This is a genomic window from Lutimaribacter pacificus, from assembly GCF_900142185.1.
In the GTDB taxonomy this organism is placed as follows: domain Bacteria; phylum Pseudomonadota; class Alphaproteobacteria; order Rhodobacterales; family Rhodobacteraceae; genus Lutimaribacter; species Lutimaribacter pacificus.
Genome location: NZ_FQZZ01000001.1, coordinates 387,960 through 403,251, shown reverse-complemented (window position 1 = coordinate 403,251; position 15,292 = coordinate 387,960). Strand labels below are relative to the sequence as shown.

The 15,292-nt window shown below is 66.1% G+C and carries 16 protein-coding genes; 11 read left to right on the top strand and 5 right to left on the bottom strand.

Annotation, left to right across the window (positions count from 1 at the left end):
• Positions 1–24: 24 nt before the first annotated feature.
• The 6 genes from F3H87_RS01970 to F3H87_RS01945 all read left to right on the top strand — a co-directional run bounded on the left by F3H87_RS01970 (position 25) and on the right by F3H87_RS01945 (position 6,901).
• Complete coding sequence (locus tag F3H87_RS01970; protein ID WP_149786707.1) at positions 25–1,803, top strand: acyl-CoA dehydrogenase C-terminal domain-containing protein; 1,779 nt, start codon at positions 25–27, stop codon at positions 1,801–1,803.
• Positions 1,804–1,854: 51 nt separating this feature from the next.
• On the top strand, positions 1,855–2,067 hold the full coding sequence (locus F3H87_RS01965; RefSeq protein ID WP_149786708.1) for a hypothetical protein: 213 nt from the start codon (positions 1,855–1,857) through the stop codon (positions 2,065–2,067).
• A 207-nt stretch (positions 2,068–2,274) separates the two neighbouring features.
• A complete protein-coding gene (locus F3H87_RS01960) occupies positions 2,275–2,907 on the top strand; it encodes a glutathione S-transferase family protein (protein ID WP_149786709.1) in 633 nt (210 codons plus the stop codon).
• 14 nt (positions 2,908–2,921) lie between these two features.
• The gene (locus tag F3H87_RS01955) at positions 2,922–4,133 is read left to right on the top strand and encodes an acetyl-CoA C-acetyltransferase (RefSeq protein WP_149786710.1); all 1,212 of its coding nucleotides are present in this window, start codon (positions 2,922–2,924) and stop codon (positions 4,131–4,133) included.
• Between the two features lie 3 nt (positions 4,134–4,136).
• Entirely contained in the window at positions 4,137–4,652 is a 516-nt protein-coding gene (locus tag F3H87_RS01950; RefSeq protein ID WP_149786711.1) for a hypothetical protein, read from the top strand.
• 53 nt (positions 4,653–4,705) lie between these two features.
• On the top strand, positions 4,706–6,901 hold the full coding sequence (locus F3H87_RS01945) for a 3-hydroxyacyl-CoA dehydrogenase NAD-binding domain-containing protein (RefSeq protein ID WP_149786712.1): 2,196 nt from the start codon (positions 4,706–4,708) through the stop codon (positions 6,899–6,901).
• An 88-nt stretch (positions 6,902–6,989) separates the two neighbouring features.
• On the opposite strand, the gene F3H87_RS01940 is transcribed toward F3H87_RS01945, so the two are convergent.
• Positions 6,990–7,640, bottom strand: coding sequence for a sulfotransferase family 2 domain-containing protein (locus tag F3H87_RS01940; RefSeq protein WP_149786713.1), 651 nt, complete (start codon positions 7,638–7,640; stop codon positions 6,990–6,992).
• A 156-nt stretch (positions 7,641–7,796) separates the two neighbouring features.
• On the opposite strand from F3H87_RS01940, the gene F3H87_RS01935 reads away from it, so the two are divergent.
• Positions 7,797–8,984 carry a lytic murein transglycosylase gene (locus tag F3H87_RS01935; protein ID WP_149786714.1) on the top strand — a complete coding sequence of 396 codons (1,188 nt, stop codon included), beginning with the start codon at positions 7,797–7,799 and terminating at the stop codon, positions 8,982–8,984.
• A 104-nt stretch (positions 8,985–9,088) separates the two neighbouring features.
• Here F3H87_RS01935 and F3H87_RS01930 read toward each other — a convergent pair whose 3' ends face one another.
• Positions 9,089–9,658 carry a DNA-3-methyladenine glycosylase I gene (locus tag F3H87_RS01930; RefSeq protein ID WP_149786715.1) on the bottom strand — a complete coding sequence of 190 codons (570 nt, stop codon included), beginning with the start codon at positions 9,656–9,658 and terminating at the stop codon, positions 9,089–9,091.
• Positions 9,659–9,756: 98 nt separating this feature from the next.
• Here F3H87_RS01930 and F3H87_RS01925 point away from each other — a divergent pair, with 98 nt between their 5' ends.
• The 4 genes from F3H87_RS01925 (at position 9,757) to F3H87_RS01910 (ending at position 13,962) form a co-directional block, all read left to right on the top strand.
• The gene (locus F3H87_RS01925; RefSeq protein WP_223227939.1) at positions 9,757–10,608 is read left to right on the top strand and encodes an EAL domain-containing protein; all 852 of its coding nucleotides are present in this window, start codon (positions 9,757–9,759) and stop codon (positions 10,606–10,608) included.
• A 219-nt stretch (positions 10,609–10,827) separates the two neighbouring features.
• Complete coding sequence (locus tag F3H87_RS01920) at positions 10,828–12,003, top strand: acetyl-CoA C-acetyltransferase (protein WP_149786716.1); 1,176 nt, start codon at positions 10,828–10,830, stop codon at positions 12,001–12,003.
• A 166-nt stretch (positions 12,004–12,169) separates the two neighbouring features.
• Positions 12,170–12,892 carry an acetoacetyl-CoA reductase gene (gene phbB, locus F3H87_RS01915; protein WP_149786717.1) on the top strand — a complete coding sequence of 241 codons (723 nt, stop codon included), beginning with the start codon at positions 12,170–12,172 and terminating at the stop codon, positions 12,890–12,892.
• A 137-nt stretch (positions 12,893–13,029) separates the two neighbouring features.
• The gene (locus F3H87_RS01910) at positions 13,030–13,962 is read left to right on the top strand and encodes a VOC family protein (protein ID WP_149786718.1); all 933 of its coding nucleotides are present in this window, start codon (positions 13,030–13,032) and stop codon (positions 13,960–13,962) included.
• A gap of 85 nt (positions 13,963–14,047) precedes the next feature.
• On the opposite strand, the gene F3H87_RS01905 is transcribed toward F3H87_RS01910, so the two are convergent.
• The 3 genes from F3H87_RS01905 to F3H87_RS01895 form a co-directional block, all read right to left on the bottom strand.
• The gene (locus F3H87_RS01905; protein ID WP_149786719.1) at positions 14,048–14,221 is read right to left on the bottom strand and encodes a YdcH family protein; all 174 of its coding nucleotides are present in this window, start codon (positions 14,219–14,221) and stop codon (positions 14,048–14,050) included.
• A gap of 106 nt (positions 14,222–14,327) precedes the next feature.
• On the bottom strand, positions 14,328–15,074 hold the full coding sequence (locus tag F3H87_RS01900) for a tRNA1(Val) (adenine(37)-N6)-methyltransferase (RefSeq protein ID WP_149786720.1): 747 nt from the start codon (positions 15,072–15,074) through the stop codon (positions 14,328–14,330).
• Positions 15,067–15,282, bottom strand: coding sequence for a putative signal transducing protein (locus F3H87_RS01895; RefSeq protein WP_149786721.1), 216 nt, complete (start codon positions 15,280–15,282; stop codon positions 15,067–15,069). Before F3H87_RS01895 ends, F3H87_RS01900 begins: the two co-directional genes overlap by 8 nt.
• Between the last annotated feature and the right edge of the window lie 10 nt (positions 15,283–15,292).

Below are 15,292 nucleotides of genomic sequence, written 5' to 3'. Positions count from 1 at the left end.
GAGACCATCCCAAGGGAGAGAGACATGCCCAGCTATACCGCCCCCGTCAAGGACATGCAGTTCATCCTGCACAACGTGCTGAACGTGACCGCGCAGGACGTGCCCGGCTATGCCGAACTGGAGGCCGATTTCACCTCGGCCATCCTGGAAGAGGCCGGCAAGCTGACCTCGGAAGTGCTCGCCCCGCTCAACGCCACCGGCGACGCCGAGGGCTGCACGCTGGAAAACGGCGTGGTCCGCACGCCCGCCGGGTTCAAGGCGGCGTTCGACCAGGTTCGTGACGGCGGCTGGCCGGGGCTAGACCTGCCCGAACAATACGGCGGCCAGGGGATGCCCTATGTCATGGGCTCGGCGGTGGGCGAGTTCTTTTCCGCCGCCAACCAGGCCTTTACCATGTATCACGGCCTGACCCACGGCGCCGCCTCGGCGATCCTGGCGCATGGCACCGAGCAGCAGAAAGACACCTATCTGCCGAAAATGGTCAGCTGCGAATGGACCGGCACCATGAACCTGACCGAGCCGCATTGCGGCACCGACCTGGGGATGATGCGCAGCAAGGCCGTGCCGCAGGAGGATGGCAGCTACAAGATCTCGGGGCAGAAGATTTTCATCTCGGCCGGCGAGCATGACATGGCCGACAACATCATCCACCTGGTGCTGGCGAAAATTCCCGGCGGCCCCGAGGGCATCAAGGGTGTGTCGCTGTTCATCGTGCCCAAGTTCCTGGTGAAGGACGACGGCAGCCTTGGCGAACGCAACGGCGTAAGCTGCGGCAAGATCGAGGAAAAGATGGGCATCCACGGCAACTCGACCTGCGTGATGAACTATGACGAGGCGACGGGCTATTTGCTGGGGCAGGAGCACAAGGGGATGCGCGCGATGTTCACCATGATGAACGAGGCGCGGATCGGCGTGGGGATGCAGGGGCTGGCGCAGGCCGAGGTGGCGTATCAGAACGCGCTGGATTACGCGAAAGAGCGCCTGCAGGGCCGCGACGTGACCGGGGTCAAGAACCCCGACGGCCCGGCCGACCCGCTGATCGTGCACCCCGATATCCGCCGCTCGCTGATGGACCAGAAAAGCTTTGCCGAGGGCGCGCGCGCCTTCATGCTGTGGGGTGCATCGCTGGTCGACCGCGCGCATCGCATGGAGGACAAGGACGCCGACGGGCTGGTCTCGCTGATGACGCCGGTGATCAAGGGCTTCCTGACCGACCAGGGCTTCGACATGACGGTGCTGGCGCAGCAGGTCTATGGCGGGCACGGCTATATCGAGGAATCGGGCGTGTCCCAGTTCGTCCGCGACGCCCGGATCGCCATGATCTACGAAGGCGCGAACGGCGTGCAGGCGCTGGATCTCGTGGGCCGGAAACTGGCCACCGACGGCGGCAAGCACGTGATGGCCTTCTTCGATCTGGTCAAGAGCTTCATCAAGGACAACGAAGGCAACGAGGCGCTGAAGGCGGATTTCCTCGACCCGCTCAAGGCCGCGTCCAAGGACCTGCAGGCCGCCGGCATGTTCTTCATGCAGAACGGCATGAAGAACCCCAATGCCGCGCTGGCGGGGTCCTATGACTTCATGCACCTGTTCGGGCATGTCTGCCTGGGCCTGATGTGGGCGCAGATGGGCAAGGCCGCGCTGACCGCGCTGGAGGCCGGCGCCGATGACGAAACCTTTTATCGCACCAAGCTGACCACCGGGCGCTACTACATGCAGCGCCGCCTGCCCGCGACCGCCCTGCACCTGGCGCGCATCAATTCGGGCGCGGACACGGTGATGGAACTGGAGGCCGCGAACTTCTGAGCATAGGGTGGGCAGAGATGCCCACCCCCGCACGCCCGACCGGAGGACACCATGCCCAAGCGTTTCCGCCTGACCCGCCGCTTTCCCGTCGCCATGACCGAGGACGGCTATCGCCGGCTGAGGAAATTCGCGGCCGAGGCCGGGCTGGACGAGGGCGAGGCGCTGTCTTTCCTGTTCGAGAATTTCGACAGCGTCATCGACGAGGACACGTTCGGCCACCGGCTGCGCCTGTTCAATTCGGAACTGGATGCGCGCAAACGGTAAGGATCGCGCGGGGCGCAGGGCGGCGGACGCCTTCGGCGAGAGTATTTGGGGAACGATGAAGGGCCATCGCTCTCCACACCTCCGCCGGATGGGGCGGTTAACCTAGACGGCCGGTGAAGGCCCACGTCTTCATCTTGCCGGAAATACTCTGCGGGGGTGTGGGGGTGCAAAACCCCCACTGCTCCGCCAGCCAAAGGGAGGAACGACATGACCATCAAACTGCACTGTTTCGGCGAATCCGGGAATGCCTACAAGGCGGCGCTGCCGCTGGAGCTTTCGGGGCTCGACTGGGAACCCGTCTATGTCGATTTCTTCGGCGGCGCGGCGCGCAGCCCGGAGTTTCGCGCCATGAACGTCATGGGCGAGGCGCCGGTTCTGGAAGACGGCGATCTGCGCCTGACGCAATCCGGCGCGATCCAGCAATATGTCACCGACAAGTCGGGCAGGTTCGGCGGCACGCCGGACCAGAAATACGAGGTTCTGCGCTGGGTGCTGTGGGACAATCACAAGCTGTCCTCGATGGCGGGCGCGACGCGGTTCCTGATGAATTTCCTGCCCGAAAACAAGCGCCCGGCCGAGGTGATCGCCTTTAACCAGGGACGGCTGAAGGCCGCCTATCATACGCTCGATGCGCATCTGGAGGGCCGCGACTGGATCGTCGGCGACGGGCCGACCAATGCCGATTTTTCCTGCTGCGGCTACCTGTTCTATCCCGAACCGTTCGGGTTCGAACGCACCGAGTGGCGCAATATCGACCGCTGGCTGTCCAATATCCAGGGGCTGCCCGGCTGGAAACACCCTTATGACCTGATGCCCGGCAATCCGTCGGACCGGGCGTGACAAAGGAGACGATGATGACTGATGCCTTTATCTACGACGCCGTGCGCACTCCGCGCGGCAAGGGCCGCAAGGACGGCGCGCTGCACGAGGTGACCTCGGTGCGGCTGTCCACGCAGGTGCTGAATGCGCTGAAAGAGCGCAACGGGCTGGACGGTCATGCCGTCGAGGACGTGATCTGGGGCAATGTCACGCAGGTGATGGAACAGGGCGGCTGCCTTGCGCGCACCGCGGTGCTGGCCTCGGACCTGGATGAATCGATCCCCGGCCTTGCGATCAACCGCTTTTGCGCCTCGGGCATGGAGGCGGTGAACCTGGCCGCCAACCAGGTGCGCGGCGGCGCGGGCGAGGCCTATATCGCCGGCGGGGTCGAGATGATGGGCCGCGTGCCGATGGGCAGCGACGGCGCGGCGATCGCGGTCGATCCGTCGGTGGCGATGGACAGCTATTTCGTGCCGCAGGGCATCAGCGCCGACATCATCGCCACCGAATACGGGTTCTCGCGCGACGATGCCGACGCGCTGGCGGTGGAATCGCAGAACCGCGCGGCCGCCGCGTGGCAGGACGACCGCTTTGCCCGCTCGATCATCGAGGTGAAGGACCAGAACGGCCTGACCATCCTCGACCGTGACGAATACATGCGCCCGGGCACCGACATGCAGACGCTTGGCGCGCTCAAGCCCAGCTTCAAGGACATGGGCGAGGTGATGCCGGGCTTTGACGCCGTCGCGCTGATGAAATACCCGCATCTGGAGCGGATCAACCATATCCACCACGCCGGCAACAGCTCGGGCATCGTGGACGGCTCGGCCGGGGTTCTGATCGGGTCGAAGGAATTTGGCGAGAAATACGGGCTCAAGCCCCGCGCGCGCATCGTGCAGACCGCCAAGATCGGCACTGACCCCACGATCATGCTGACCGGCCCCGTGCCCGCGACCGAGAAGATCCTGAAAGACAGCGGCATGTCGATCAAGGATATCGACCTGTTCGAGGTGAACGAGGCCTTCGCCTCGGTCGTGCTGCGCTTCATGCAGGCCTTCGACGTGGATGACAGCGTGGTGAACGTCAATGGCGGGTCCATCGCCATGGGGCACCCGCTGGGCGCGACCGGCGCGATCATCATCGGCACCCTGCTGGACGAGCTTGAACGCACCGGCAAGGGCACCGGGCTTGCCACGCTGTGCATCGCAAGCGGCATGGGGGCCGCGACCATCATCGAACGGGTGTAGCGCATGTACGTGCCGGACGAGACACAGCGCGCCCTGGTCATCTGCGAGCGTATTCTCGACCAGACCAGGACCGGACTGCTGACGGGGGATTTCGACATCTTCCGTGCGTCTTTCCTGCTGCCGCATGTCCACACGACGATGGAAGGCACCTCGGTTCTGGAGACGCTGGACGATCTCAGGACGGTCCATGACCGCGTCACCGCGGAATACCGGCGGCGCGGCGTGGACGAGTTGCACAGGGTGATGGTTTCGGCACGCTACGTCACCCCCCACGCGATCGAGGCGCGGCTGATCTCGCACGTGCTGGCCGGCGGCGAACGCGTGATCGACCCCTATCCGGTGCAGGCCGAACTTGTCCTGTGTGGCCGGGACTGGCTGATCGCCTCGGCCAATTACGCCGTGGGGCTGTCGAACGAATGGGTCGCGGCGGCGCTGATGCCCGATGCGTTCCCGTCCGAGATCGCCCCCCCGCCACCGCCATCCCGGCACCGCCGCGAAAGCCCGTTCGGCGAAACCTGAAATACCTGCCCGGGCGCCCCCCGCAGCAGAGACCACTTCTTGGGAGACAAGACATGACCGATTTCACCATTGCAAAGGATGCCGAGGGCATCGCCACGATCACCTGGGACTGCCCGGGCAAATCCATGAACGTGATGACCGGCGAGGCGCTTGAGGAACTGAGCGCCTGTATCGACGACGCGCTGGCCGACGAGGCCGTCAAGGGCATCGTCATCACCAGCGCCAAGGCGGATTTCGCGGGCGGCATGGACCTCAACGTGCTGGCCGAGATGAAGGAACAGGCCGGCGACAACCCCGCGCAGGGGCTGTTCGACGGCATCATGCAGATGCACGGGCTGCTGCGTAAGATCGAACTGGCAGGGATGGACCCCAAGACAAAAAAGGGCGGCAAGCCCGTCGCCGCCGCCCTGCCCGGCACCGCCGTGGGCATCGGGCTGGAACTGCCGCTGTCCACGCACCGCGTCTTTGCCGCCGACAACCCGAAGGCCAAGATCGGCCTGCCTGAAATCATGGTCGGTATCTTTCCCGGCGCGGGCGGCACCACGCGGCTGGTGCGCAAACTGGGGGCCATGGCGGCCTCGCCCTACCTGCTGGAGGGCAAGCTGCTGGAGCCGAAAAAGGCAAAAAGCGCCGGCCTGATCGACGAGGTCGTGGATGACCCGGTGGCCGCCGCGCGCGACTGGGTGCTGAACGCCACCGATGCCGACCTGGTCAAGCCGTGGGATGCCAAGGGCTACAAGATGCCGGGCGGCGCGCCCTACAACCCCGCCGGCTTCCCCACCTTCGTGGGCGCCAGCGCGATGGTGAACGGCAAGACCAAGGGCGCCTTCCCGGCGGCGAAGGCATTGCTGTCGGCGGTCTACGAGGGCGCGCTGGTGCCCTTCGACACCGCGCTGAAGATCGAGGCGCGCTGGTTCACCAACGTGCTGATGAACCCCTCGTCCGGCGCGATGATCCGGTCGCTCTTCCTCAACAAGGAGGCGCTGGAAAAAGGCGCGAACCGCCCCGAGGCCCCCGACCAGCGCGTGAAGAAGCTGGGCGTTCTGGGCGCCGGCATGATGGGCGCGGGCATCGCGCTGGTCAGCGCGCAGGCCGGCATCGAGGTGGTGCTGATCGACGCGAAACAGGAAGCCGCCGACAAGGGCAAGGCCTATACCGAGTCCTATCTGGACAAGGGCATCAAGCGCGGCAAGGTGACCGAGGACAAGAAACAGCAGATGCTGGGCCTGATCACGCCGACCACCGATTACGCCCTGCTCGACGGTTGCGACTTGATCATCGAGGCGGTGTTCGAGGATATGGGCGTCAAGGCCGAGGTCACGAAAAAGGCGCTGGCCGCGGTCGGCCCCGACTGCATCTATGCCTCCAACACCTCGACCCTGCCGATCACCGAGCTGGCAAAGGCGTCGGACAACCCCGAACAGTTCATCGGCATCCACTTCTTCTCGCCCGTGGAAAAAATGCTGCTGGTCGAGATCATCAAGGGCGCGAAAACCGGCGACCGCGCCACGGCCAAGGCGCTGGATTACGTCCGCCAGATCCGCAAGACCCCGATCGTGGTGAACGACGCGCGCTTCTTCTACTGCAACCGCTGCATCATCCCCTACATCAACGAAGGGATGCGCATGGTGAAGGAAGGCGTGGCGCCCGCGCTGATCGACAATGCCGCGCGGATGCTGGGCTTTCCGGTGGGGCCGCTGCAACTGGTCGATGAAACCTCGATCGACCTCGGCGCCAAGATCGCCCGCGCCACCAAATCCGCGATGGGCGATGCCTACCCGGACGGCGAGGTGGACGAGATCATCTTCTTCATGGAAGGCGAGGGCCGCCTGGGCCGCAAATCCAAGGCCGGTTTCTTCGACTATGACGAGAACGGCAAGCGCCAGGGCTATTGGGCGGGGCTGGAAGCCACCTATCCCCGCCTGGACACCCAGCCCGACCTGATCGAGGTGCAGCACCGGCTGATGTTCGCGCAGGTGCTGGAAGCGGTCCGCGCACTGGAAGAAAACGTGCTGATGGATATCCGCGAGGGCGATGTCGGCGCGATCCTGGCCTGGGGCTTCGCGCCGTGGTCGGGTGGTCCGTTCAGCTGGCTCGACATCCTCGGCGCGGAATACGCCGCCGAACGCTGCGACCAGTTGCAGGCCGCCTATGGCAACCGTTTCGCCTGCCCCGGCCTGCTGCGCGAAATGGCCGACAAGGGCCAGAGCTTCTACGGCCGGTTCGGTCCGCAGGCAAAGGCCGCCTGATCGCGGCAGCGCCCCATGCCCCCGGGCGCGGGCCAACGGCCCGCGCAAAACCTGCAACCGCGCCCATCGGGCGCGGTTTCCTTTTGCCTCAGGGATCGAACGCGTAACCGAACCGGGCGATATCCCCGGCGCAAAGCGCGCCCACCAGCGCGGCGGACCTGTCGTCGTAATAGCTCCGCCAGTCGCGGGCGCGGTCGCTGGCATTGGCCCGCTCTGGCATCAGCGGAAAACCCAGATGCGCCACCAGCGGCGCGGCGTCCTGCGCGAAATGCTCCAGCCGGATATAGGCGTCGCAACGCTCGCGCCCGCTGGCGTCGGTCATGTAGCGGCGCGCGGGCGTGGCGCGGATGCTGGCCTGTATCTGCGGCTGGTCAAGGAACGCGCCGAAATCCAGCGCCTTTGCCAGCGCCACAGCCTCGTGGCCAAAGCTCTGCGTGCGCAGCCAGTGGTAATAACTCACCATCCGGTCCCACGGGTTGCGCACCAGGGTGAAACAGAACAGCTCGTCCAGCTCCCCCCCTGTAACCAGCCCGTCCAGATCGGCCAGCGTGGAATGCTTCCACAGCCGCCCCGCCGCCTTGACCCCCTGCAGCCGCCTGCGCCGCCTGCGCGCCTTGGGCGTGTCGCCCAGCATGATATCGTCCTTCATCGCGCGCGCCTCGAGCGCCAGCGCCAGTGCGGTGCCCCCGGTCTTGGGGATGTGGATGAACAGGTAGTTTCGGCCGCGCGACAGGATCATGGTGCCACCCTATAGCGTTTCGGGAAAACTTGAATCGCTTTTCGCGGCAACCACCAGAACCGGCCTTGCGCGGCGCGTTGCCGGGGCGCCGCGCATCGGTTGCCGCGCGCCCGCAGGCCGGTCTAAGCTGGGCACGAAACAGGAGGCCGGGCCATCATGACATTGCCAAGACGCGCGTTCGTTCTGGGGCTGTGCGCCACCGCCACCCTGCCCCGCCCGGCGGCGGCGCAGGGGTTCGCGGCCTGGATCGACGGGTTCCGGCGCGAGGCGCGCGCCGCCGGCATCACCGAGCGCACGCTGGACGCGGGCCTTGCCGGGGTCGGCTACCTGCCCAAGGTCATCGCCAACGACCGCAAGCAGGCCGAGGTCGCCCGCCCGCTGGGCGATTATGTCGCCACCGCGGCCTCGCCCGCGCGCATCGACGGCGGGCGGCGCGCGCTGGATCGGCACGGGCGGGCGCTGGCGCGGATCGAGCGGCAATACGGCGTCCCGAAACAGGTCGTCACCGCGATCTGGGGGATGGAAAGCAGCTATGGCGGGTTCCGGGGATCGCTGCCGGTGATTTCGACCCTAGCGACGCTGGCTTACGAAGGGCGGCGGCGCGATCTGTTCGCGGCCGAACTGCTGGCCGCGCTGCGTATCCTGCAAGCGGGCGAGATCGGGCCCGACCGGATGCGCGGCAGCTTTGCCGGGGCGATGGGGCACACGCAGTTCATGCCCTCGACCTACCTGGCCCATGCGGTCGATTTCCATGGCGACGGGCGGCGCGACATCTGGGGCGATGCGCCGGGCGATGCGCTGGCCTCGACCGCGGCGCTGCTGGCGCGCAACGGCTGGCAAAAGGGCCAGCCCTGGGCGGTCGAGGCGCGCCTGCCCGACCGGTTCGACCTTGCGCTGACCGGCCGTGTCCATCCCCGCCCCGCGCACGACTGGCACGAGCTGGGCGTGCGGGCGGCGGATGGCGGCCCCCTGCCCGATCACGGGCCCGGCGCGCTGATCCTGCCGGCGGGGCCCGGCGGGCCGGTGTTCCTGATCTACAGGAATTTCCACGTGCTCAAGACCTATAACTACGCCGACAGCTACGTGATCGGCGCGGGCCACCTGGGCGACCGGCTGGCCGGGGGTGGGCCGATCCGCGCGGGTTACCCGCGCAATCCCTGGGGGCTGAGCGATGCCGAACGGGTTGCGTTGCAGAAACGGCTGAATGCCGGGGGGTACGGGGCGGGCAACCCCGACGGGGTGATCGGCGAAAAGGGCCGCGCCGCGGTCCGCGCCTACGAGGCCGCCAACGGGCTGCGCGTGACCGGCGTGCCCACGCGCGCGCTGCTGGACCGGCTGCGTTAGCCGGGGCGCAACAGAGGGCAGCGCGGGGCGTGGTGGTGATTGCATGACGCCCACCATGACATTCGAACGACACGCCCTGCCCGGAACAGCCGCGCAGCGCCCCGTCACGACAGGGCCGCAACCTCGGCCTGGCGGGGGCAGTCCGTGACATGGTCGTTCACCATGCCCGAGGCCTGCATGAAGGCGTAGACGATCGTCGGCCCGACGAAGCGAAAGCCGCGTTTCTTCAAATCCTTCGAGAGTTTTCGCGAGATTTCCGTCTGCGCCGGTACCTCGGACAGGCTGGCCCGGCGGGTCTGCAACGGCGTGCCACCGACGAAATCCCACAGGTACCCGGCAAAGCCGCGTTCGGCCTCAATCCGGGTCCAGGCGCGGGCGTTGCCGATCGTCGCCTCGATCTTGCCACGGTGGCGGATGATCCGCGTATCGGTGACAAGGCGGGCAACCTCGTCCTCGCCCCATCCGGCGATGACATGCGGGTCAAACCCCTGGAAAGCCTCACGAAACCCGTCGCGCCGTTTCAGGATGGTCAGCCAGTTCAGCCCGGCCTGGAATCCTTCGAGCGTCAGCAGCTCGAACAGCGCGCGGCTGTCGCGCAGGGGCACGCCCCATTCGTTGTCGTGATAGGCGATGTAGATCGGATCGGACGTGACCCAGCCGCATCTTTCCCCCATCTCGCCCCTCCTGCCGCAATCGTGTCAAATACCAAGCAAATGGTCATATTTACCGGCTGTCAACATCCCCCGGCGCAGCGTCACCCCCGGAGTGAGCGATGGAGGGCAAGATGCCGCGCTGGGTGGACAAGAGATGGGCGGAGATGCCGCCGGGGGCGGACAATCCGCTGGACATGGCGCTGCAGGCGCGTGACCGGGAGACCTTGAAGATGGTGGCCGACGCGCTGCGCCACCGGGAGGTTCTGCTGGCGTTTCAGCCGGTGGTGTCCTCGGCCGATCCGCAGCGCGTGGCGTTCTACGAGGGGCTTGTCCGCGTGCTGGACGCCAGCGGCCGCGTGATCCCCGCCCGCGATTTCATCGCCGCCGTCGAAACGACCGAGACCGGCCGCATCCTGGATTGCGTGGCGCTGGAAATGGGGCTGAACACGCTGCGCCGCCTGCCCGGACTGCGGCTGTCGATCAACATGTCGGCCCGGTCGATCGGCTATCCGCGCTGGATGGCATCCCTGCGCCGCGGGCTGCAGCGTGACCCGACGCTGGGCGAACGGCTGATCCTTGAGATCACCGAACGCTCGGCCGTGACGGTGCCGGAACTGGTGGTGACCTTCATGTCGGACCTGCAGCGCAAGGGCATCTGCTTTGCGCTGGACGATTTCGGTGCGGGTTTCACCTCGTTCCGCTACCTGCGCGATTTCTTTTTCGACATCCTCAAGATCGACGGGCAGTTCACACGCGGCATTCACCACGACGCCGACAACCAGGTTCTGGTCAAGGCGCTGCTGGCGATCGGGCGGCAATTCGACATGTTCACCGTCGCGGGAAATGTCGAGGCCCGGGCCGATGCGCTGTGGCTGGCGCAGGCCGGGGTGGATTGCCAACAGGGGTATTTCCATGCCGCGCCGACGGTATCGCCGCTCTGGGGCGCCGAGGGAAACCGCGCCACCGGCTAATGCGTTTCGGGAGAATCCTGAATCGCTTTGCGCTGCCCCTCGCCTTCGGCTGGAACGCAAAAAGCGATACGCGATGGCCCGGGTATTTCCCGAAACGCTCCAGACTGCGGCATGGGAGGCAGTTGCCGCAGCGCGGCATTTCCTTTATGACGCAGGGGAAGACCGGGCAAGCGTGGCCCCGGTGGCCCCGCCCCTGCCCTGCATTTGGTGGAGGAAACCATGACCAATGTCGTAATCGCATCCGCGGCGCGCACCGCTGTGGGGTCGTTCTCTGGCGCGTTTGCCAACACACCCGCCCATGATCTTGGCTCGGCCGTGCTCGAAGCCGTGGTCGCGCGCGCGGGCATCGACAAATCCGAGGTATCGGAAACGATCCTTGGTCAGGTGCTGACCGCCGCGCAGGGCCAGAACCCCGCCCGGCAGGCACATGTCAATGCCGGCCTGCCGGTCGAAAGCGCGGCCTGGGGCATCAACCAGGTCTGCGGTTCGGGGCTGCGCGCGGTGGCGCTGGGGGCCCAGCACATCCAGTTGGGCGATGCCGACATCATCGCCGCGGGCGGGCAGGAAAACATGAGCCTGTCGACCCATGCCGCGCATCTGCGCGCCGGTCACAAGATGGGCGACGTCAAATATATCGACACGATGATCCGCGACGGTCTGTGGGATGCCTTCAACGGCTATCACATGGGTCAGACCGCCGAGAACGTGGCCGAGAAATGGCAGATCAGCCGCGACATGCAGGACGAGTTCGCCGTGGCCAGCCAGAACAAGGCCGAAGCCGCGCAGAAGGCCGGCAGGTTCGCCGACGAAATCGTGCCCTTCACCGTGAGGACCCGCAAGGGCGAGACCGTGGTGGACCAGGACGAGTATATCCGCCACGGCGCCACGCTGGACGCGATGGCAAAGCTGCGCCCCGCCTTTACCAGGGATGGCAGCGTGACCGCGGCCAATGCCTCGGGCATCAATGACGGCGCGGCCGCCGTGCTGCTGATGACCGCGGAGGCCGCCGAAAAGCGCGGGATCGAACCGCTGGCGCGCATCGCATCCTACGCCACCGCGGGGCTGGACCCGTCGATCATGGGCGTGGGCCCGATCCATGCCAGCCGCAAGGCATTGGAAAAAGCCGGCTGGTCGGTCGACGAGCTGGACTTGGTCGAGGCGAACGAAGCCTTTGCCGCGCAGGCCTGTGCGGTGAACAAGGACATGGGCTGGGACCCGGCGATCGTGAACGTGAACGGCGGCGCCATCGCCATCGGCCACCCGATCGGCGCCTCGGGCGCGCGCATCCTGAACACGCTGCTGTTCGAGATGAAGCGGCGCGATGCGAAAAAGGGCCTTGCCACGCTCTGCATCGGGGGCGGCATGGGCGTCGCCATGTGCCTGGAGCGCCCGTAAGACCGTGCGGCGACGGCATGAAGGGGCGCCTCCGGGCGCCCTTTTTTCTGCGCCGCAACAAAAATCAACGGCAAAGCCGAAGATTGAGCGCGAAACATTATTGCGCATCTGTTTTTGAAAAAGTAACAAGGTTACAAAATTAATTACGCCAGAGTTGGAGGATATCATGGCAAGAGTTGCACTCGTCACCGGCGGATCGCGCGGCATCGGCGCGGCCATTTCAAAGGCCCTGAAGGCAGAAGGCTACGAGGTGGCGGCCACCTATGCCGGCAACGACGAAGCCGCGGCCAGCTTCACCGAGGAAACCGGGATCAAGACCTACAAGTGGAACGTGGGCGACTACGACGAATCGAAGTCTGGCATCGAAAAGGTCGAGGCCGACCTGGGCCCGGTCGACGTGGTGGTGGCCAATGCCGGCATCACCCGCGATGCGCCGTTCCACAGGATGACGCCGGAACAATGGCACGAGGTGATCGACACCAACCTGACCGGCGTGTTCAACACCATCCACCCGGTCTGGCCCGGGATGCGCGAGCGCAAGTTCGGCCGCGTCATCGTGATTTCGTCGATCAACGGCCAGAAGGGGCAGTTCGCGCAGGTGAACTATGCCGCGACCAAGGCGGGCGACCTGGGCATCGTGAAATCCCTTGCGCAAGAGGGCGCGCGCGCCGGGATCACCGCCAACGCGATCTGCCCGGGCTATATCGCCACCGACATGGTGATGGCGGTGCCGGAAAAGGTGCGCGAGTCGATCATCGCGCAGATCCCCACCGGCCGCCTGGGCGAGCCCGAGGAAATCGCGCGCTGCGTGGTGTTCCTGGCCTCCGACGACGCGGGGTTCATCAACGGTTCGACGATTTCGGCCAACGGCGCACAGTTCTTCGTCTGAACCGCCCGAACCGGATCGACAGGCGCCCCGGGTTTCCGGGGCGCCTTTTTTGTGCGCGCCTGCACAAATGACGCGCGGTCATCGGCGTTTTCGTGCAATCTGGAAAGGGCATATTCCAACGAAACGGAGGATTTGCCATGCTGACCCGGATCAACGGCCTGCATCACGTCACCGCGCTGGCGAGCGGCGCGCAGGAAAACAACGATTTCTTTACCAAACTGCTCGGTCTGCGCCGGGTGAAGAAGACGGTGAATTTCGACGCGCCCGAGGTCTATCACCTCTATTACGGCGACGAGCTGGGCACGCCCGGCACGGTGATGACCTATTTCCCCTTCCCCAACGCACGGCGCGGCCGGCCCGGCGCGGGCGAGGTGGCGGTGACCGCCTTTGCCATCCCCAAAGGCAGCCGCGACTGGTGGGCGGACCGGCTGGACAGCCACGGGGTGACGGGCATCCGGAAACAGGAATACCTGGGCGAGGCCCGGCTGCGCTTTGACGGGCCCGATGGCGACGGTTTCGCGCTGGTCGAGACCGGGGATGATCGCCCCCCCTGGACCGGCGGGGATGTGGATGCCGATCACGCGATCCGCGGCTTTCATTCCACCCAGATGCGGCTGAACGACAAAGGCGCAACCGCCGAATTGCTGCGCTTCATGGGCTATATGCAGCAGGACAGCGCCGGGGATATCACCCGTTTCGCACTGGAAAACGGCAATGGCGCGCATGTGATCGACATCGAAACGCTGCCCCATGCACCGATGGCCACGCAGGGCGCGGGGTCGGTCCATCACGTTGCGTTTTCCGTCGACAACGCCGAGGCGCAGGCCGAGGTGCGCAAGGCGCTTCTGGACACCGGCTATCAGGTGACGCCGGTGATCGACCGCGATTATTTCCACGCGATCTATTTCCGCACGCCGGGCGGAGTGCTGTTCGAGGTGGCCACCAACGACCCCGGTTTCGACCGCGACGAGGATCGCGCGCATCTGGGCGAGGCGTTGAAACTGCCCGCCCAGCACGCCCATCTGCGCGACGTGCTGGAGCGTGAATATCTCGAACCGATCCGCGACTGACAGTCGTCAAACCGGGGCGCCGACCGATGGCGGTTCGGGCATGAATCGCTCCGGGCTTTTCAGGCCCGGAGCCTTGGTGACAGGGTCAGGGCGCGTCGGCGGTCAGCCGCTCGATCTCGTCCTTCAGACGCAATTTCTGCTTTTTCAGTTCGGCGATTTCGGTATCGGGCACACCCGGCGCGCGCAGCGCCTCTTCCACCCGGTCCGAGAGGGTCTGGTGTTTCTTCTTCAGTTCCTCGATATGCGAACTCAAGCTCATTGGCGTCCTCCTCTCGTTTCGATGTAGCCAATGGGTAGTGCAGCACATTCCCGGCCTTCTGTCACGCCGCAGTCGCAACATGTGGCAAAGTTTCTCTTAATCCCGGTCAGGGAAACGGCAGCGCCGCCCCGTCGCGCAGCACCGCGCGAATCGCGGGGCTGTAATCCTCGCCATCGCCCTGATGGCTGGGGGCGTCGTGCATGACGATGCCCGCGTGCAGGCGAAACGCCGCGCGCCCGCCCTTGCGCCCCCGGATCAGCACCAGCTGGCTGTCGCGCCCCGCACGCGGGACCAGCGGCAAAAGCGCGACCGACCCGAGGTAGCGGTCGAACAGCGCCAGCAGTTCCGGCAGGCGCTCGACCCGCTGGATCATGGTGACATGGCCGCGGTCGCGGGTCCGGCGGGCGGCGGCGCGCACCCATGCCTCAAGCGGGGCGGTTTCGCCCATCGCGGTTTCGCGCGTGGCGTCTTGTGCAGGCACGCTCCGGTCACGGCGGAAATAGGGCGGGTTGGCGATCACCTGGTCGAACTGCCGGTCGCGCAGCGGGGGCGGCATGTCGGTCAGGTCGCCCTCGACCACATCGAAGGCAAGGCCGGTTTCATCGGCGTTGCGGCGGGCCAGCGCGGCATAGGGCGGCTGCACCTCAAGCCCGGTCACCCGCACGCCGGGCAGGCGCGCGGCCAGGCACAGCCCCGCCGCCCCCACGCCGCAGCCGAGATCCAGAACCGTCTGCACGTCGCCGGGCACCGAGGCGGCCAGCAGCACCGGATCGACGCCCGCGCGATAGCCGCGGCGCGGCTGCCACAGCCGCAACCGCCCGCCCATGAACTTGTCATGGGTCAGGTCATCCATCCACCGCGATCCCGTTGTCGCGCATCACCCGCTGGGCGCGGGTCAGGTCACCCTCACGCACCATGAGGCGGCGCGGCAATATGCCAATGGAGCCTTCAAGGACGCTCATGTTTACGTCCATTTCAAAGCAGTCTATATCCTCGCCCTGAAGCAGTGCCTTGGCAAAGGCCATCACCGTCGGGTCGTTTGTGCGCAAAAGCTGTTTCATGGGACCGAGA